An 18,609-nucleotide genomic window follows, 5' to 3' on the forward strand; every position below is an offset into this window, starting at 1 on the left:
CGCGCCGTCGGCCTGTGCCGCGTGCCGGGTGCCGGGTCAGCTCTTGCGCAGGTCCGGCGCGGGGGCGCCGAGGACGTGGGTGCGGCTCGCCGACCACGCGGCACGGACCGCGCCCTCGACCTCCTCCTGCCCGTCCCCGACCAGGCGGACCCACGCACCGGCGCCGTCCGGGAGCGTGCTCACGCCGGCCCGGCACCCGGGGGCGTCCGCCGTGGCGTCGCGGAGGACCCCGGCGAGCTCGGCGGCGGGTCCGGGGGCCACGACGAACAGCGTGCCCATGGCCCCCGCGGCGCCCACCACGAGGGGGTGCGCGGCCTCGGCGCCGACGATGCGGGTCGTGTCGACCGCGACCGGGTCCCCGCCGGGGCGGACGATCTCGACGGTGGACACGAGCGCGTCGAGGTCCCACCGCTCCCCGCGTGCCACGCGGCCGGCGGTGAGCACGTCGGCGGCGACGAGCACCGCGTCGTCCGGCACCTCGGCGACCAGTCGCTGCTGGAAGCGGCTCCCCGCGTACGGGATGAGGGGATCGGGCACCCACTCGCACACCGCGCCGCGTTCCAGGGTCAGGGACACGGTCTGGGTGCCGTACCCGACGTCGGTGCGGTGGACTCGTGTCGCCGCCTGGGTGGTGACGACGACGTGGGCACCGTCTGCGACCCTGATGCCCGTGTCGAGGCGGTCGCCCCCGACCACGCCGCCCCCGGTGGACATGACGTAGGTGACCGGGACGTGCGGGAGTGCGGGGTCTACGTACAGCGGCCGCATGACCTGGAGCGGGGACTTCTGGTGGCGCCGGGCGAGGACCGTCCGGCCGCCGGGGTCTTTACGAAAGTCGAGGTCGAGCACGCCCACCTTGCCCGGCGAGCCCACGGGCAGCGCGCCGGGCCCGGTCTCCGGGCCCGCGGCCACCTCCGGCCAGACAGGCCCGGGGTCGGCCGCGCGGGTGAGCCGGGTTCCGGGCCGGGTCATCCGGCGGGCAACAGGTCCGCGCGCCGGGACTCGAGATGGTCGAGCACGTCGTCGATCCCGGTGCCGCTGAGGCAGTCGGTGAGCGCGACGGGCCGGCCGGAGCGGACGCGATCGGCGTCGGAGGCCATCACGTCGAGGTCGCACCGCACGTATTGCGCGATGTCGATCTTGTTGATCACGAGCAGGTCGCACTCGGTGATGCCCGGGCCGCGCTTGCGGGGCATCTTCTCTCCCTCGGCGGTGTCGAGGACGAAAAGAAAGAGGTCGACGAGCGCCGGGGAGAACGTGAGCGTGAGGTTGTCGCCTCCGGACTCGAAGATGAGGGTGTCGACGTCGGGGTGCTCGTCGAGCATCTCGGCTCCCACCGCGAGGTTCATCGTGGGGTCGTCGCGGACGGCGGTGTGCGGGCACGAGCCCGTCTCCACGCCCACGACGCGCGCGGGGTCGAGCACGCCGGCCAGCGTGCGGCGCACGTGCTCGGCGTCCTCCTGCGTGTAGATGTCGTTGGTGATCACGGCCGGGGTCCGGCCGCGCTCGATGAGGGCGGGGACGAGCGCCTCGATGAGTGCCGTCTTCCCGGAACCCACGGGTCCCCCGATTCCGATCCGCAGTACCTGTCGCCCGAGTGCCATGGTGCCGACGCTACCCCGCGCGTGTTTCGGGGCCGTTGCGCACCGTTCCGGCGATCGATCGCATCTCGTGAAAATCGATCACATTCCTGGCGAGACCTACTCAGCCGATGCGGCATAAATGCGATCGATCTGGGAGGGCCGCGCCCGGGGCGGGTCAGCTCGCGAAGAGCCGGGCCTCCGCGTGCTCGTGGCGACACGAGGCCAGGTCGAGCCCGGGCGCGGAGCCGCCGATCCACTCGAGGGGCCGCCGCAGCGCCGCGTCGGTGACCTCCTCGATCACGGGCGCCGCGCCGCGGACCAACGCCTGCGCACTGCGGTGGTCGGCCAGACGCAGCCGGAGCGCGGCCCCGGCCATGCTGATCACCACCGCGGTGAGATCCGCAGCCACCGCCTCGCGCCGGGTGAGCCCGCCCCGCGCGTAGACCACTCCCATGACGACGGACTGCGAGCCCGGGGCCCGCTTCGCCCGCACGTGCGCGTTCCACGCGTCCACCACGGGGTCGTCCAGGATCTCGGCGGCCAGGTCGAGGACCTGACGGCCGGTGCGGGTCGCTCCGTCGCGGAACTCCCTGGTCAGTCGCGTGGCGTGGAGGCGCCGGTCGATGCGCGTGAGGGCCGCCAGGAGCTCGGTGGCGCCGCACCCGCTGGCGTCCGGCCCGGCCTCGCCCGGCACCGCTCCGCCTGGCACCGCCATGTCGCCGTGCTTTCCCGGTGCCGCCCCGCCGCCGTGCTCCGCGACCGCCGACCACGCGAGCGCGAGCGCCGTCGCGTCCGCCGGCCCTGTGGAGTGCCGCAGGATCCCGTGCACCATGTCGGCCAGCGAGTCCGCGTCGACCCGCCCCTCCTGCGCGAGCCCCTCGAGCCCGTGCGAGAGCGTGTACATGCCCGAGGGGAACGACGAGTCGGTGAACTGCAGCGCGAGCAACAGCCGCCCGAGCCCGGCCTCCGGAACTGCCCCCGTCATGCCAGGTAGTGGAGCTGCGCGAGCGGCAGCGTGGTGGCCGGGGCAATGGTCGCGGGCTCGCCGTCGACGGTGACGACGTACGTCTCGGGATCGACCCCGATCTCGGGGCAGCGGTCGTTGCGCACCATGTCGGCCTTGCCGATCCCGCGGCAGCCGCGGACCGGCAGGCACGGCGAGCCCAACCCGAGCTGGTCGGGTACCCCGGCCTCGATCGCGGCGGCGGACAGGAACGTCACGCGCGTGGCCTGCAGCGCCCGGCCGTACGCCCCGAACATCGGCCGGTAGAGCACGGGTTCGGGCGTGGGCAGCGACGCGTTTGGGTCGCCCATCGGCGCCCAAACGATCATCCCGCCCTTGATCACGGCGGACGGCTTGGCGGCGAACGAGTCGACGGGCCACACCACGAGGTCGGCGAGCTTGCCCGGCTCGACCGACCCGAGGTGCTCGGCGACCCCTGCGGCGATCGCCGGGTTGATCGTCATCTTGGCCAGATAGCGCAGGACGCGCTCGTTGTCGTTGCGCGCGCCGCCGGCGCCGTCGGGGGACGCGGCGACGTCCTCGGGCAGCGGCCCGCGCTCGAGGCGGCAGTGGTGGGCGGTCTGGAACGCGCGTATCCACGACTCGCCGATCCGCCCCATGGCCTGGGAGTCGGAGGAGAAGATCGAGATGATCCCCTCGTCGTGCAGCACGGTCTCGGCGGCGATCGTCTCGGCGCGCACCCGGGAGTCGGCGAAGCTCACGTCCTCGGGGATGTCGTGCGACAGGTGGTGGCACACCATGACCATGTCGAGCAGCTCGTCGACCGAGTTGACCGTGTACGGCAGCGTCGGGTTGGTCGACGCGGGCAGCACGTTGGGTTCGCCGCACACGCGGAGGATGTCGGGCGCGTGCCCGCCGCCGGCGCCCTCGGAGTGGAACGTGTGGATGGTCGAGTCGCCGATCGCGGCGCGCGTGTCCTCGTAGAAACCGGACTCGTTGAGCGTGTCGGTGTGTATCGCCACCTGCACGTCGTGGGCGTCGGCGACCTCCTGCACGCAGCGGATCGCCGCGGGGGTCGTGCCCCAGTCCTCGTGGATCTTGAGCCCGGCCGCGCCGGCGACGATCTGCTCGACCGCCGACTCCGGCTGCGACGTGTTGCCCTTGCCCAGCAGCCCGACGTTGACCGGTAGCCCGTCGACGGCCTGCAGCATGCGGCCGATGTTCCAGGCGCCGGGCGTGCACGTGGTGCCCTTGGTCCCCTCCGCCGGACCGGTGCCACCGCCGAACAGGGTGGTCACGCCGTTGGACAGCGCCTCCTCGGCCTGCTGGGGCGCGAGGAAGTGGATATGGGTGTCCACGCCGCCGGCGGTGACGATCTTGTGCTCGCCGGCCACGACCTCGGTGCCCGGGCCGATCACGAGGTCGGGGTGCACGCCGTCCTGCAGGTGCGGATTGCCGGCCTTGCCCACGGCCACGATCCGCCCGTCCCGTACGCCGATGTCGCCCTTGACCACGCCGATCACCGCGTCGAGGATCGTCGCGCCGGTGATCACGAGGTCGAGCGCCCCCGACGCCCGCGTCCCGGCGGGGTCCTGCGCCATCCCGTCGCGTATCGCCTTGCCACCCCCGTACACGGCCTCCTCGCCGTACCCGCGCGAGCCGTCGTGGGTCTCGGCGTTGTGGTCGCGCGTCACCTCGATCGTCAGCGCGGTGTCGGCGAGCGTGAGCCGGTCGCCGACGGTCGGTCCGTAGATGTCGGTGTAGGTCGCGCGCGGCAGGACGGTCGGCGGCCCGTCCGGCTCCCCCGCCGTCCCGTCCCCGTCCGGCCGGGGTTCGTCGCCGAACCCGCCGGCGGCCAGCCTCTCGAGGGCCCGCGCGCGCACCTCGTCGTCGTCCAGTGGGCCGTTCACGAGCCCCGAGAACCCGTGGCAGACACGGGCTCCCGCGTAGTCGACGAGCCGTACCGTCCGCGTCTGCCCCGGCTCGAACCGCACCGCGAGCCCGGCCCCGATCGCGAGGTGACGGCCGTAGGCGGCCCGCCGGTCGAACCGGAGCTCCCGGTTGGCCTCGAAGAAGTGGTAATGCGAGCCGACCTGGACGGCGCGGTCGCCGGTGTTGGTCACGGCGACCTCGACGGTCGGGCGTCCGGCATCGAGCGTGACGTCACCGTCTCCATAGGTGTAGTGGACTGATGCGGACATCGGGACTCCTCGTGCGTGACTAGTGCGAGTGGCTGTAGAGGGTGCCGTCGGCGGCGACGTGCGAGTGGGCGTAACCGTGACCGTCCTCGGCCTCGAGCGCCGCGTCGATCCCGTCCCGGCCGTGCTCGAGTCGGTGCACGGCTTCGGCGGCGCGGGTGTCGAGCACGCTGCGCACGACGGCGGGCCCGAACAGCGCGGTGCCCTCGCCGGGGAGCCCGTGTCCGGTCACCGGGGCGGGGGCGAGGGTCGCCGGCACGATCACCGGCCGCGCGACGCCGAGGGCCGTCAGGCGCGCGAGCCCCCCGGCGAGGTCGGGGTCGGGCTCGACGCCGCCGTCGAACGCCACCTCGACCAGCGCGGGACGGCCGTACTGCCGGGCCAGGCGCGCGACGCGGAACAGTTCGGCGTCGGCGAACGGGTCGATCCCGGGGCTCACGACGAGCGCGCCCTCAGCGTCGGGGTGGCGGCGCAGAGCCGCCCGCAGGCGAGTGACCAGCATCGACGGGTCGCCGAAGGGGTCGGCCAGGGCGAGGCGGCCCGGCCCCAGCCGGGGCCGGAGGTCGCGGAGAGTGCGGGAGCAGTCCGCGATCACCGCGGGGGACCGACCGAAAGAGAGGGGGACGACGACGACGAGGTCGTCAGGAGCACCGGTCGCCAGGGCCTCCACCACGTCGCCGAGCGCGCGGCCCGGCCGGGCGGTGGGCACACCGGGATCGGGCATCCCCTCGGCCTCCGGACCGACGGCCGCGACGACGTGCACCGCGGACGGGGGGCGGTGCGCGGGGGAGTGCGTGTGCGCGCCGGGGCGGGTGTCGCTCATGCCCGCGTCTCTACCGGGCCGACCGGGTCGTGGACGGTGACGAGCTTGGAGCCGTCGGGGAACGTGGCCTCGACCTGGATCATGGCGAGGCGTTCGGGGACCCCGGGCATGACCTGACCCACGTCGAGGACCTGCCGGCCGAGGTCCATGCACTCGGCGACGGTCCGTCCGTCGCGGGCGTGCTCGACGATCTCCCACGAGATGAGGGCCGTGGCCTCGGGGACGTTGAGCAGCACTCCGCGGTCCAGCCTGCGGCGCGCGATCTCGGCCGCCGTGAACAGAGTGAGCTTGTCCGTCTCACGGGGGGTGAGTTTCATCCGGCGTCCTCTCGTGGGGTGGGGTGCCGCGTCGTGCCCGCGGGGCGTGCCACGCCGTCGCGTGCCCGTGGGGCGCGTCGTTCCCGGCGCGATATGACACACGCTAGCGCCGGCGTGTGTCGGGCGTGTTTCGTCGGCTCGGGCCGCGGTCAGTCGTGCCGCGCGCCCATGAGGTGCAGGATGCGGTGCACCGTCTGGTCGACGAGCGAGTACCGTACGACGCGCCCGTCCGCGGGGTCGCGCTCGGCCGTCACCCACCCCTGCTCCCGCAGCACGCGGAGGGCCTGCGACGCGGCGTTGCCAGTGATACCCACGGCGGCCGCGAGGTCCGTCACGGTCGCGGCCCCCGGGCCCCGCTCGTGCATGTGCGCGAGCAGGCCGAGCCGGGTCGGGTCGGCGAGCAGGTCGAACCGCAGCGCCCAGTCGTCCAGATCCATCGCGACGTGCTCCTTTACATCGACGACACATCGGGTCCCTACGCTCTGGGTCATGTGTCCGGCCGGACACGTACCGCCCCGGCAGGAAGAGTCGCCGTGCCCCTGTTCTACCCCTCCCCCCGCGCCCGTGGTCCCGTCTCCGCCGCGGTCGCGGCCGGTCTGGCCCTCGCATTGACCGGCTGCGTCGCGCCCGGGTCGGCCGCCCCGGAGGGCACCCGTCTCGTCCTCGCCGACGGCGCGGAACTCGGCGAGTTCAACCCCGTCTCCGGCTACGGCTCGACGGGCGTCTCGCCGCTGTACGAGGGACTGCTCCGACCGGACGCACCCGACGACTCGTCGCTCCCCGAGCTGGTCCCCGCGCTCGCGGCGGCCGAACCGGAGGTGAGCGACGATGGCCTCGCGTGGACCGTCCGACTCCGCGAGGGCGTGCGCTTCCACGACGGCAGCGCCTTCGACTCCGCCGACGTCGCAGCGACGTACGCCGCGGTGACGGACCCCCGGTCCGGGTCCCCGATCGCGTCGGACTACGAGACGATCGAGCGCGTCGGCACCCCCGACCCGTTCACCGTGACGTTCACGCTCGCCGCGCCCGACCCCGGCTTCCCGGCACGGCTCCTGCTCGGGATCGCCCCGTCCGAGCTCCTCGCGCCCGGGCCCGCGGCGGCGTCGCCCCTCAACACCGCGCCGGTCGGGACGGGCCCGTACCGGCTCGAGAGCCTGTCGGCGGGCGAGGCCGTCCTCGTGGCCGACCCCGCGTACCGCGACGGGCCCGCCGACGTGGAGACGCTCGTCCTGCGTTCGGTGCCGGACGAGAATGCGCGCGCCCAGATGGTCCTCACCGGGGAGGTCGACGGGACGGTCCTGCCGCCCCGGCTCGCCGCCGGCCTCGCGGACCGGGAGGGCGTCGAGCTGGTCTCGGTTGCGACCGCGGACTGGCGCGGCGTCTCGCTCCCCGCCGCGCACCCGTTCACCGGGGACCCCGAGGTCCGACTCGCGCTCGACACCGCGCTCGACCGCGACGCCCTGGTCGAGCACGTCCTGGGCGGCCACGGCGAGCCCGCGACGAGCCCCGTCACCCCGGCGTACCCGGAGTTCGAGTCCACCCGACCCGCCGGCGGCGGCACACCCGTAGAGAACCTGGAGGCGGCCGCCGCGCGGCTCGAGGCGGCGGGATGGCGCCCGGACCCGGACGGGGTGCTGCGGCGCGGAGCGGACCGCGCGGAGCTCGAGCTGGCCTACCCGGCCGCGGACTCGCTCCGGCGCGAGCTCGCCTCCGCGGTCGCCGACCAGCTGTCCGGGCTCGGGGTGGCCGTGGAGATCCGTGGCGGAACCTGGGACGAGATCGAGCCGCGCGCGGCGGACGTGGCGATCCTCCTCGGCGGCGGGGACAACCCCTACACCGTCGACACGCAGGCGTACCGCGCACTGCACTCCCGCTCGGAGCGGACCGCCCCGCTCGACAACCCGGGCGGCTACGCGAACCCCGACGTCGACCGCGCGCTCGACGCCGCCCGCGCCGCGACCGACCCGGCCGACCGTACCGAGCGGTACCGCGAGGCCCAACGGGCGTTCGCGCTCGACCCCGGATACCTGTTCCTCGCCACCCTCGAGCACACCTACCTCGTCCGCGACACCGGCGCGTCCGGCCCCGCACCGATCCTCGAGCCCCACACGCACGGGGTCACGTGGGGGCCGTGGTGGTCACTACACCGGTGGGAATCCACCCCGTGAGGCGCCGCCTCCGCGAGCGCCGCGACGACCTGGTCCGTCTCGCCGTGCGACGGGCCTCCGTCGCCCCCCTCGTCGTGCTCGCGGTGACGCTCGGGACCTTCGCGCTCGCCGCGGCGTCGCCGGTCGACCCGCTCGCCGCGGGACTCGGCGCCGGCTACGAGCGGACGACCGGGGCCGAGCGCGCCGCCGCGGCCGCCGCCCTCGGGCTGGACGTCCCGTGGTGGCGGGCGTGGTGGGACTGGCTCACCGACCTCGCCGCGGGGGACGCCGGCTACTCGTTCGTGTTCCGGCAGCCGGTCGCCGACGTGGTGGCCGAGCGGCTGCCCTGGACCGTCGGGCTCTCCGCCGCAGGCCTGGCGATCGCGCTGGCGGTGACCGTGCTCGCCGGACTCGCCGCCGCCCGGCGCCCGGGTGGACTCGTGGACCGCGGGTCCGCTGCACTCGCCGTCGCGACGAGCGCGGTCCCCACCTTCGCCCTCGCCCTGGGCTCGGTTGCGGTGTTCTCGGTCGCCCTCGGCTGGCTCCCCGTCTCCGGCGCGGCCCCTCCCGGGACCGCCCCGACCGCGCTCGACGTGCTCCGACACTCGGTCCTGCCGGTCCTCGCGCTCGCCGCGGGCCAGGTCCCGTGGCTCGTGCTCGCGTTCCGGCGCGCGGTGCTCGAGGCGGGGGCCACCACCGCCGTCGCCGAGGCGCGCGCCCGGGGCCTGGGCGACCGCACCGTCCTGACCGGACACGTCGCACCGGTGGCGTGGGCCCCGCTCATCGCGCTCGCCGCGGCACGGATCCCCGAGATCATGGTGGGTTCGCTCGTGGTGGAGACCGTGTTCGCGTGGCCGGGCCTGTCCGCCGCGACGGTCGACGGCGCCCTCGAGGCCGATTTCGCGCTGCTCGCCACGGCGACCGTACTCGCCGCCGTGTCCGTCCTCGCCGCGACGTGGGCCGCCGACTCCCTCCAGCTCGTCGCCGACCCGAGGGTGCGGATCGATGCGTGAGCACCTCACCGCCCGCCGGGTGGGTGCCGCCGCGGTCCTCGCCGCGCTCGTGGCGTTCGCCCTGCTCTGGCCACTGCTCGCCCCGGCGGCGCTGCACGGCTCGGACTACACCGCCGCCCACCTCGCGCCCTCGGTCACGCACCCGTTGGGGACCGACTCCGTCGGTCGCGACCTGTCCCTCGTCGTGGCCGGGGCGCTCCGCGCGTCGCTCACGATCGCCCTCGGGTCGGCCCTACTCGCGACCGTCCTCGGTGTGCTCGTCGGCGCGACCGCCGCCGTGTCGGGACCGCGGACGGACGCCACGCTGATGAGGGCCACCGACACGGTGGCGGCGGTCCCGCACCTGCTCGCGACCCTCGTCGTCGTCGCGCTGTTCCGTGGGTCCCTCACCGCCGTGGTGGCCGCACTGGCGCTCACACACTGGCCCACGGTCGCCCGGATCGTCCGCGCCGAGGGGCGGCGGGTCGTCGCGGCGCCCTACGTCGCGGCGTCGCGCGCCGCCGGCGCCGGGCCCCTCGCGCTCGCCCGGCACCACGTGCTGCCCGCGGTCGCCGGCCAGGCCGCGCTCGCGCTGGTACTCATGATCCCGCACGCGGTGTGGCACGAGTCGACGCTGTCGTTCCTCGGGATCGGACGGCCCCCGGAGGACCCGAGCCTCGGCACGCTCGTCGCGCTGTCCCGGCCCGGGCTGCTGCTCGGCTACTGGTGGCCGCTCGTCGTCCCGACCGCGGTGCTCGTCGCGGTGACCGTCGCCGTCACGCTCCTCGGGCCGCGGCGGCCTGCGCTCCCGCGGGCGCTGCCGCGGGCCCGGGCGCTGCCGTGGGCGCGGGCGGCCGTGGTGGGCGGGGCAGCCGATCGACCCGCGGCCGACGGAGCCGTGGCTGACGCTCCGGTGACCGACGCCCTGGTCGTCGACGCGCTCACCGTCGACGTGGGCTCGGGCGCCGATCGGGTCCGCGCAGTGGACGGGGCGTCGGTGCGGGTGCCCGCGGGGTCGGTCGTGGCGGTGGTCGGACCGTCGGGCGCCGGCAAGTCCACGCTCCTCGCCGCGTGCTGCGGTCTGCTGCCGGCGGGTGCCGCGGTCTCGGGCGACCTCCGCCACGGCCCCCGCGGCCGCGCCGCCCACGTCCCCCAGGACGCCGCCGGAGCCTTCACCCCCACGCGACGCGTCCGCGAGCAGGTCGAGGAGTCACTGCGCACCGCCCGCGCCCGCGGCGCCCGGCCGGAGAGCGTGGACGGGCTCTGCCGGCGGGTCGGCCTCGACCCCGCGCTCGCCGACCGCTACCCCCACCAGATCTCCGGCGGGCAGGTCCGGCGCCTGGCGATCGCCCTCGCGCTGAGCACCGACCCGGGCGTACTCGTGGCCGACGAGCCCACGTCCGGGCTCGACGCCGACGCCGCGCGAGCCGTCGTCGATCTGGTCCGCGACCTCGCCGACCGGAGCGGGGTGGCGGTGCTGCTCGCGACCCACGACGTCTCGGTGCTCCACGCGAGCGACGCCGCCGACCGGGTGCTCGAACTCCGGGCCGGCCGCCTCGCCGACCTCAGGCCTGCGTCGTGACGCTCGCGGCGCGCGGGGTCTCGGTCCGCCACCCCGGGGAGTCGGGCTGGGCCCTGCCGCCGACCGACGTGGTGGTCCGGCGCGGGGCGATCACGGCGCTCGTGGGCCCGTCGGGGATCGGAAAGTCCACGCTCACACGGGTTCTCGCAGGGGTCCAGGCTCCGGACGCCGGCCGGGTGACGCGCGACGGCGAGCCGGTCGGCCCCCACCGCGGCCGGCTGCCCGGGCACACCGCGCTCCTCGCGCAGGACCCGTACGCCGCGACCGACCCCCGCCTGACCCTGCGTCGCACGATCAGCCTGCCGGCCAGGCTCCGGCGCGCGCCGGTCGACGTGCCCGCCCTCGCCCGAGAGGTCGGACTCGACCCGGCGTTGCTGACCCGGCGCCCCCACCAGGTCTCGGGTGGCCAGCTGCACCGGGCGTGCCTCGCGCGAGCGTTGGCCCAGCGGCCGGACTACCTGCTCGCGGACGAGGTCACCGCGCACCTCGACCCGGACGCCACCGCGGCGGTGGGCCGCCTCCTGCGCGACCGGGCCTCGGGCGGGCTGGGCATCCTGCTGGTCACCCACGACCTGCGCCTCGCCGCCGCGCTCGCGGACGAGGTCGTGGACCTAGGGGCGGCGGCCTGAGGGCGAGGGGCCGTGACCGGCGGCCGGGACACCGGGCGCCCACCCGGGCGGTCAGCCCCCGGCCCGGGGCGGCGCCCGGCCCTCACGGCCTCCGGTGGGCCGTGCGCTCCACGACGAGCCGCGTGGTCGCGGCGAGTTGGAACGGCCGCTCGACGGGCTCAATCCGGCAGGTCAGCCGCGCCTTCTTGAGCCGTGAGATCATGCTGCGGATGAACTCCGGCATCGGGTTCCCGGAGTGGTCGACCAGCGGGTAGACGCGCACCTCGGGCGCCACCCGCGCCATGTCGACGAGCGAGGCCACGTGCATGTCGAAGTCGAGGATGTCGGCGTACGTGAACAGCAGGTGGGAGCACAGGACGAGGTCCGCGGAGTCCGACGCGAGGGGCAGCGACGGCAGCGCGCCGGCGACGTACTTCTCGGGCCGCGCGCAGAGGTCGTCGAGCATGGTCTCGGCGGCGGCGCGGCGCATCTCCTCGTGGCCCACCACTCCCCCGCGGACGTCCCAGTCGTAGTCGGGGTGTCGGCGGCGGGACTCGGTGACCGACCGCTCGACGTCGGCGAGCACCCGGGCCCGCAGTTCGTCGGCGCCGAGCGAGTACTGGGGGTCGACGGCGATCGCGTCGCCGCCCGCGGCGCCGAGTTCGGCGACCGCGCTGGCCGCCCCGCCGGGGCAGTCGACGATCCGCGACGCGCGGTCGCGCTCGTCGAGGCCGAACATGTCCGTGTACTCGGCGAGCGACCGCGCGCTCACGAGGACGTCGGCCTCGAGCTGTGGTGGATAGGTGGGGAAGGGACTCGCGGTCACCGGATCTGCTCCTGGAGTCGGGACGGGCTCGCGGTGTCGAGCCCCGGGTGTCGGTGGGTCGGACCCGGGTTCCGGTGTGGACCGTCCTCGCGCCGTGCGGAAGAGCTCACCGGTTCCCGGTGGGCCTGTGGCGTCTGTCCTGGGAGTGTCAGGGCATTACGGTGTCGGCGCACGGGGGCCCGTCGGGGCACCACGTCCGCCAGCACATCAGCACGTCGTTTCGCACGGCTCCACCGTAGCAGCGCCCCCCCGACACCGGTGTGGTGTTCACATCGGACTCACAGGCTCACAGGGCCTCTCGGTGGAAGGCCTGTTCCTGGGATAACTCCCGGATGCGCCACCCGTCCGCGGTCCGCACGAACCCGAGCCGGTACCACAGTCCGTAGAACAACATCCGCTGCTCCTTCTCGGTCACCGGATCGAGCGCCATCGGGTTGAAGCACATGCAGCGGCCGGTGGCGGCGTCGCCGTCCAACCGCACCGCGAGGTTTCCCATGAGGTGCTGCGTCGCGGCGAAGATCGGCAGCATCTCGGCCAGCCAGGCGCGGATCGCTGGGTAGGCGTCGTCGGGCCCGCCGGACGCAACGAAGCTCACCCGCGCGTCCGGGGTGAACACGCGGTCCAGCCCGTCGAAGTCGCGGGAATCGATGCAGGTCGCGTACCGCGTCATGAGGTCCTGCAGGTCCCAGCGGTCGGATAGTTCGACCAGTGTTCGGCTCATGCTCCCTACGCTAACGTGACCGGTATGGACTACGAGGTCGAAGCCCGCGCCCGAGACGCGATCGAGCAGCTCAAGTACCGCTACTGGCGGGCCTGCGACGCCAAGGATCCCGCCGGCTTCCGTGAGTGCTTCGTGGCCTCCGGCGGTCAGCTCGACTTCGGCCCCCTCGGTCGGACCGATCCCGACACGATGGTCGGCATCTTCAAGCACATCGCGCTGGCCACCGCGTCGGATGGCGGGCCCCGCATCCTCGACATGCACCACGGCTTCATGCCCACTATCGATGTAGAGGAGCCGTCCGGAGCAGACGAGCCCACCCGGGCGACGGGCACCTGGACACTGCAGTTCCGCCAGGTCGACCGCGACAAGGGCACCGAGACCGTCTCCACCGGCGAGTACGCCGACGTCTACGTGGTCGAGAACGGCCGGTGGGTCATGTCCGAGTGCCTGTTCACGCCGGGCTGGTCCATCACGCGCGACCTCACAAGTACCACCGTGACCTACCCGGAGCCCGTCGCCGAAGGAGCCGACAAGTGACCGACGAACACACGACGACGGACGCACACGCGACGACCGACGCACACGCAACCCCCCGCGTCGCCCTGGTCACCGGCGGCAGCCGCGGCGTCGGCAAGGGCGTGGCCACCGCGCTCGCCGCCGCAGGCTGGACCGTCTACGTCACGGGCCGCTCCGCCGAGCGACTGCAGGCCACCGTGGACACGGCCGCGGCCGACGGGGTCCCGGGCGAGATCCGGGCCCTGGAATGCGACCACGGACGGGACGAGGAGATCGTCGTCGTCGTCGAAAAAATCCACGCCGACACCGGACGCCTGGACCTGCTGGTCAACAATGTCTGGACCAACCCCAAGGGCTTCATGGGGTTCAACGGCAAGTTCTGGGAGCGGCCCGCCGACGACTGGGACGCGCTGATGGGCATCGGCCTGCGCGCGCACTACGTCGCGTCCGTCGAGGCCGCCAAGATCATGGTGCCGCAGGGTTCGGGCCTGATCGTCAACATCTCGTCGTTCGGCTCGCGCGCGCCGTTCCACACCGTCCTCTACGGCATGAGCAAGACGGCGCTGGACAAGATGGCCTCCGACATGGCGCACGAACTCGTCGGCACAGGCGTCTCGACGCTCTCGCTGTGGCTCGGCCTGATCCGCACCGAGCTCATCCTGTCGCTGGGCATGGACGACTTCAACGGCTTCCCCCTCGACCGCGCCGAGGACCCCACGTTCGTCGGCCGCGTCATCAACGCGCTCAGCGAGGACCCCGACCTGGGTGCGATGAGCGGGTCCACTGTCATCACCGCCGAGTACGGGCGGGCGAAGGGATTGAAGAACGACGACGACGCCGAGCCGCTCTCCCACCGCGGGGCGTTCGGCGGCGGCCCGCTGTTCCCGCCGGTGACCGATGAGCAACTCGGGATCGACACGGTCGACGAGGTGGCCGAGGCGGGCGGACACAACGGTTTCGCAGAGGAGTGAGTGATGGCCGCGGCTGATTACGACGAGCTGGAGGACCCGCTCGAACGGCTCGAGCGCAACGAGCGCCAGGGCACGCTGGCCCTCCGGTTCTTCGCGCTGTCGGCGGTCGCGGTGGTGGCCGTGCTCGTGCTGGTCATGGTGCTGACGGGCGTGGCGGGCGGCGCCGGTGACGAGTGCGCTGAGGGCTCGGGCGGACTGTGCATGACCGCCGGTCGCGTCGAGCTGGTGGTGATCCCGACCCTGCTGTCGCTGGTGCTGGCGGTGTTCTGTGGGTGGAAGACCTATCAGAAGTGGTCGAGGCACATCCGGTGGCGGCCGTGGCTGTTCGCGACCTACGGGATGTGGATGCTCACCACCGCGTGCCTTCTGGGCACCTCGACGATCGCGTTCGTCGAGATCGGCTGAGGTCTCGTCCCGCCCGCGCCCACGCCCGCGCCAAAACCCAAGAATCCGCTACTCCCCCTAGGGATCCGCTACCGCTCTAGGGGTAGCGGATGCGGAGGGAGAGTAGCGGATTCGGGGCAAGGGCGGAAAAAGGGCGGGCCGGGCGGGGTCAGGGGACGATGTTGACCATCTTGCCCGGCACCACGATGACCTTCTTGGGCGTCGCGCCACCGAGATTGTCCTGGACCTTCGCGTCCGCGAGGGCGGCGGCCTCGACGTCGGCCGGGGAGGCGTCGGCGGGCACGGTGATCCGCGAGCGGACCTTGCCCTTGATCTGCACCGGGTACTCGACGGAGTCCTCGACCAGGTAGGACTCGTCGGCCTGCGGGAACGGACCGTGGGACAGGGACTCGTCGTGACCGAGCCGCGACCACAGTTCGTCGGCGATGTGCGGCGCGACGGGCGCCACCATGAGCACCAGCGGCTCGACGACCGATCGCGGGGCGCCGGGGCCCGAAGTAGGGTACGCCTTGGTCAGCGTGTTGACGAACTCGATGAGCTTGGCGATCGCGGTGTTGTCCCGCAGGCCGGCGTAGTCGTCGCGCACTCCGGCGATGGTCTTGTGCAGCGCCTTGAGCACGTCCTCGCCCGGAGCCTCGTCGGTCACGCGGACCTCGCCGGTCTCCTCGTCCACCGCCACACGCCACAGGCGCTGGAGGAATCGGTGCGCACCCACGACGTCCTTGGTCGCCCAGGGGCGGGAGGTGTCGAGCGGCCCCATGGACATCTCGTACACGCGCAGGGTGTCGGCGCCGTAGGAGTCGCAGATCTCGTCCGGGGATACGGCGTTCTTGAGGGACTTGCCCATCTTGCCGTACTCCTGGAACACCTCGATCTCGGAGCCGTCGGCCCCGTCGCGGTGGTCGGCCCAGTAGAACTTGCCGTCGCGCTCCACGACGTCCTCCGCCTCGACGTAGACGCCGCGCGAGTCGGTGTAGGCGAACGCCTGGATGTAGCCCTGGTTGAACAGGCGGCGGTAGGGCTCCTCGCTGGTGACGTGGCCCAGGTCGAACAGGACCTTGTGCCAGAAGCGCGAGTAGAGCAGGTGCAGCACGGCGTGCTCGACGCCGCCGACGTACAGGTCGACACCGCCCGGGTCCTCGGGGCCGTGGAGCTCGGGGCGGGGCCCGGTCCAGTACCGCTCGTTCTCCAGCGAGCACAGCTGCTCGGAGTTGGTGGGGTCGATGTAGCGCAGCTGGTACCAGCTGGAGCCGGCCCAGTTGGGCATGACGTTGGCGTCGCGCGTGTAGGTCTGGAGTCCGTCACCCAGGTCGAGCTCGACGGACATCCAGTCAGTGGCCTTGGCCAGCGGCGGGGACGGCACCGAGTCGGCGTCGTCGGGGTCGAAGGAGACCGGCTTGTAGTCCTCCACCTCGGGCAGCTCGACGGGGAGCATCTCGTCGGGCAGGGCATGGGGGACGCCGTCGGAGTCGTAGACAACGGGGAACGGCTCACCCCAGTAGCGCTGCCGGGCGAAGAGCCAATCTCGGAGCTTGTACTGGACGGTTCCCTCGCCGCTGCCGTGGCCCTCGAGCCAAGCGATCGTGGCGGCCTTGGCCTCGTCCACGCCGAGACCGTCCAGGGACAGCCCCTGGTCGTTGGCGGAGTTCACCGCGGTGCCGTCGCCGGAGTAGGCCTCGGCCTGCACGTCGACCCCGGAGCCGTCGGCTGGGGCCACGACCTGCGTGATGGGCAGACCGAAGGCGGTGGCGAACTCGTGGTCGCGAGCGTCGTGGGCGGGCACGGCCATGATCGCGCCGGTGCCGTAGCCCATGAGGACGTAGTCGGCCACGAACACCGGGACCTGCTCGCCGTTGACCGGGTTTACCGCGTAGGCGCCGGTGAAGACGCCGGTCTTGTCCTTGTTCTCTTGACGCTCCAGGTCGGACTTCTGGGCGGCCTTGCGCCGGTAGTCGGCCACGGCCTCGGCGGGCGAGGAGTGGCCGCCGGTCCAGCGCGGGTCGAGCTCGCCGGACGGCGCCGCTCCCGTGGCACCGGGCTCGCCGGCTGACACCTCGGGCCAGAACGGTCCGGCCAGCTCGTCGACCAGCGGGTGCTCGGGCGAGAGGACCATGTAGGTGGCGCCGAACAGGGTGTCGGGACGGGTGGTGAACACCTCGATGGACTTGTCCGCCACGGTGAAGCGGACGCGGGCGCCCTGGGACCGCCCGATCCAGTTGCGCTGCATGGACTTGACCTTGTCGGTCCAGTCGAGCCGGTCCAGGTCGTCGATGAGGCGGTCGGAGTACGCGGTGATCCGCATCATCCACTGCGAGAGGTTCTTGCGGAAGACGGGGAAGTTGCCGCGCTCGGAGCGGCCCTCGGCGGTGACCTCCTCGTTGGCCAGCACGGTGCCCAGGCCCGGGCACCAGTTGACCGTGGAGTCGGACAGGTAGACGAGCCGGTGGGAGTCGAGGACCTTCTCCTGCTCGGCGCGGTCCAGGTCGGCCCAGTCGCGTCCGGCGAACTGCTCGGGCAGCGCGCGGGTGCCGGCGACGAACTGCTCGCGCAGCTCGGAGATGGGCCGGGCGCGGCCGGTGCGGGTGGCGTGCTCGGTGCCGGCGGTGGTGAGAGCGGGCGCCTCGGTGTCGTACCAGGAGTCGTGGATCTGGAGGAAGATCCACTGGGTCCAGCGGTAGAAGTCGGTGTCGGTGGTGGCGAACACCCGGCGGCGGTCGTGGCCCAGGCCCAGCCGGCCGAGCTGCCGCTCCATGTTGGCGATGTTGGCCTCGGTGGTCACACGCGGGTGCTGGCCGGTCTGCACGGCGTACTGCTCGGCGGGCAGGCCGAACGCGTCGTAGCCGAGGGTGTGGAGCACGTTGGCCCCGAGCATGCGGTGGTACCGCGCGAACACGTCGGTGGCGATGTAGCCCAGCGGGTGGCCGACGTGCAGACCCGCACCGGAGGGGTACGGGAACATGTCCTGGACGAACAGCTTGTCGACGGGCGGCTCTGAGCCGTCCTCGGCGGCGAGGGGGCCGACGGGGTTGGGCGCCTCGAAGGTGCCGCGCTGCGCCCATTCCGACTGCCAGCGCGATTCGATCTCGCCGGCCAGTGCCGCTCCGTAGCGGTAGGACGGTCCGTCGGCCTGCACACCCGTGCCGGTCTGATCGCTGCTGCTCACGTCGTCTGCTCTCCCTGGTCTCGCCGGTGCCCACACGTAGGCCGCATTCAGCCTAAACCCTGGAGCCGCGACGGCCACGTCAGCGTGGGGGGCGAGGTAGATCGAGGTAGGGGGCGAGGTGGGGGGCGAGGTAGGGCGCGAGCAGGCGCTGAGCCGGAAATGCGAAGAGCGCCCCACACCCGGTTCCCGTGAGGGGGTGCGAAGCGCTCTCGCGATGTGGGGGCCGACTTGAGTACGGACCGACCGAAGTACGTACAGCCCGACGGCGGCGCTGGCGTCAGGCCTTGGCGGCGCGACGGCCGGCGATGAGGGCGTCGAGGGAGAAGCGGCCCGGGCCGACGAGGCCGAACACGACGGTGGCGAGTCCGATCACGGCGACGAGCTCCCAGCCGTTCTCGGCGGCGTAGATGCCGTTGGCCTGATGCACGTAGAAGTAGGCACCGGCCATGACGATCGCCACGAACACGGAGACGGCCGGCGTGAGGAGGCCCAGGACGAGCAGGATGCCGCCGACGAGCTCGACGGTGCCGGCGAACCCGGCGAAGAAGGTCGCGGCGGGCACGCCCACGGACTCGAAGAACGCGCCGGTGCCGGCGACGCCGTTCGAGAACAGCTTCTGGCCGCCGTGGACGATCAGCACGGCGCCGAGGAGGACGCGGGCGATGAGGAGCCCGGCGTCGCGGACGACGGCGGGCAGGGGCAGGACCTGCGACGCGGCCACGGAGTCGGCGGTGCGGGCGGTGGTGGTGGCGGCGGGGGCGGTGGTGGTCATCGGAACATCCTTTGTGTCGTG

18 protein-coding genes are annotated in these 18,609 nt (G+C 73.4%); 7 read left to right on the plus strand and 11 right to left on the minus strand.

Translation table 11 applies throughout. The annotated features are described in order from the left end of the window. Window positions 1–36 precede the first annotated feature (36 nt). The 7 genes from OPF83_RS06275 to OPF83_RS06305 form a co-directional block, all read right to left on the minus strand. Complete coding sequence (locus OPF83_RS06275; protein WP_264886390.1) at window positions 37–972, minus strand: urease accessory protein UreD; 936 nt, start codon at window positions 970–972, stop codon at window positions 37–39. Then, the gene (gene ureG, locus OPF83_RS06280; protein WP_264886391.1) at window positions 969–1,604 is read right to left on the minus strand and encodes an urease accessory protein UreG; all 636 of its coding nucleotides are present in this window, start codon (window positions 1,602–1,604) and stop codon (window positions 969–971) included. The genes OPF83_RS06275 and ureG overlap by 4 nt, the downstream gene beginning before the upstream one ends. Window positions 1,605–1,758: 154 nt before the next feature. Next, window positions 1,759–2,568, minus strand: coding sequence for an urease accessory protein UreF (locus tag OPF83_RS06285; RefSeq protein ID WP_264886392.1), 810 nt, complete (start codon window positions 2,566–2,568; stop codon window positions 1,759–1,761). Next, window positions 2,565–4,748, minus strand: coding sequence for an urease subunit alpha (gene ureC, locus OPF83_RS06290; protein ID WP_264886393.1), 2,184 nt, complete (start codon window positions 4,746–4,748; stop codon window positions 2,565–2,567). Before ureC ends, OPF83_RS06285 begins: the two co-directional genes overlap by 4 nt. A 19-nt stretch (window positions 4,749–4,767) precedes the next feature. Then, window positions 4,768–5,568, minus strand: a complete 801-nt coding sequence (locus tag OPF83_RS06295) for a sirohydrochlorin chelatase (protein WP_264886394.1) — start codon at window positions 5,566–5,568, stop codon at window positions 4,768–4,770. After that, window positions 5,565–5,885 (minus strand): urease subunit gamma, encoded by a 321-nt coding sequence (locus tag OPF83_RS06300; RefSeq protein ID WP_264886395.1) that lies wholly within the window; start codon window positions 5,883–5,885, stop codon window positions 5,565–5,567. The genes OPF83_RS06295 and OPF83_RS06300 overlap by 4 nt, the downstream gene beginning before the upstream one ends. Before the next feature lie 149 nt (window positions 5,886–6,034). Then, on the minus strand, window positions 6,035–6,322 hold the full coding sequence (locus tag OPF83_RS06305) for a helix-turn-helix transcriptional regulator (RefSeq protein WP_264886396.1): 288 nt from the start codon (window positions 6,320–6,322) through the stop codon (window positions 6,035–6,037). Between the two features lie 96 nt (window positions 6,323–6,418). Between OPF83_RS06305 and OPF83_RS06310 the strand changes: the two genes are divergently transcribed. Genes OPF83_RS06310 through OPF83_RS06325 form a run of 4 tightly spaced genes read left to right on the plus strand, consistent with a single transcriptional unit; the run spans window position 6,419 to window position 11,235 of the window. After that, on the plus strand, window positions 6,419–8,053 hold the full coding sequence (locus tag OPF83_RS06310) for an ABC transporter substrate-binding protein (RefSeq protein ID WP_264886397.1): 1,635 nt from the start codon (window positions 6,419–6,421) through the stop codon (window positions 8,051–8,053). Further along, a complete protein-coding gene (locus OPF83_RS06315; RefSeq protein WP_264886398.1) occupies window positions 8,050–9,045 on the plus strand; it encodes an ABC transporter permease in 996 nt (331 codons plus the stop codon). Before OPF83_RS06310 ends, OPF83_RS06315 begins: the two co-directional genes overlap by 4 nt. Further along, complete coding sequence (locus OPF83_RS06320; protein WP_264886399.1) at window positions 9,038–10,606, plus strand: ATP-binding cassette domain-containing protein; 1,569 nt, start codon at window positions 9,038–9,040, stop codon at window positions 10,604–10,606. Before OPF83_RS06315 ends, OPF83_RS06320 begins: the two co-directional genes overlap by 8 nt. Beyond that, window positions 10,603–11,235, plus strand: coding sequence for an ABC transporter ATP-binding protein (locus OPF83_RS06325; protein ID WP_264886400.1), 633 nt, complete (start codon window positions 10,603–10,605; stop codon window positions 11,233–11,235). Before OPF83_RS06320 ends, OPF83_RS06325 begins: the two co-directional genes overlap by 4 nt. Window positions 11,236–11,317: 82 nt before the next feature. On the opposite strand, the gene OPF83_RS06330 is transcribed toward OPF83_RS06325, so the two are convergent. Together OPF83_RS06330 and OPF83_RS06335 are read right to left on the minus strand one after the other, a co-directional pair. Further along, window positions 11,318–12,040, minus strand: coding sequence for a hypothetical protein (locus tag OPF83_RS06330; protein ID WP_264886401.1), 723 nt, complete (start codon window positions 12,038–12,040; stop codon window positions 11,318–11,320). Between the two features lie 286 nt (window positions 12,041–12,326). After that, window positions 12,327–12,761 carry a nuclear transport factor 2 family protein gene (locus OPF83_RS06335; protein ID WP_264886402.1) on the minus strand — a complete coding sequence of 145 codons (435 nt, stop codon included), beginning with the start codon at window positions 12,759–12,761 and terminating at the stop codon, window positions 12,327–12,329. A gap of 24 nt (window positions 12,762–12,785) precedes the next feature. On the opposite strand from OPF83_RS06335, the gene OPF83_RS06340 reads away from it, so the two are divergent. The 3 genes from OPF83_RS06340 to OPF83_RS06350 are packed head-to-tail and all read left to right on the plus strand — an operon-like array spanning window position 12,786 to window position 14,653. Beyond that, window positions 12,786–13,298: a nuclear transport factor 2 family protein gene (locus OPF83_RS06340; RefSeq protein WP_264886452.1), complete on the plus strand. Its 513-nt coding sequence runs from the start codon at window positions 12,786–12,788 to the stop codon at window positions 13,296–13,298. Continuing rightward, a complete protein-coding gene (locus OPF83_RS06345; RefSeq protein WP_264886403.1) occupies window positions 13,295–14,248 on the plus strand; it encodes an SDR family NAD(P)-dependent oxidoreductase in 954 nt (317 codons plus the stop codon). Before OPF83_RS06340 ends, OPF83_RS06345 begins: the two co-directional genes overlap by 4 nt. 3 nt (window positions 14,249–14,251) lie before the next feature. Then, entirely contained in the window at window positions 14,252–14,653 is a 402-nt protein-coding gene (locus OPF83_RS06350) for a hypothetical protein (protein WP_264886404.1), read from the plus strand. A gap of 148 nt (window positions 14,654–14,801) precedes the next feature. Here the strand turns inward: OPF83_RS06350 and OPF83_RS06355 are convergent, their stop codons facing one another. Continuing rightward, entirely contained in the window at window positions 14,802–17,816 is a 3,015-nt protein-coding gene (locus OPF83_RS06355; protein WP_264886405.1) for a leucine--tRNA ligase, read from the minus strand. Window positions 17,817–18,093: 277 nt separating this feature from the next. Beyond that, entirely contained in the window at window positions 18,094–18,588 is a 495-nt protein-coding gene (locus tag OPF83_RS06360; protein ID WP_264886406.1) for a DoxX family protein, read from the minus strand. Window positions 18,589–18,609 lie beyond the last annotated feature (21 nt).

This window comes from Dietzia sp. NCCP-2495, from assembly GCF_026011735.1.
GTDB lineage: Bacteria > Actinomycetota > Actinomycetes > Mycobacteriales > Mycobacteriaceae > Dietzia.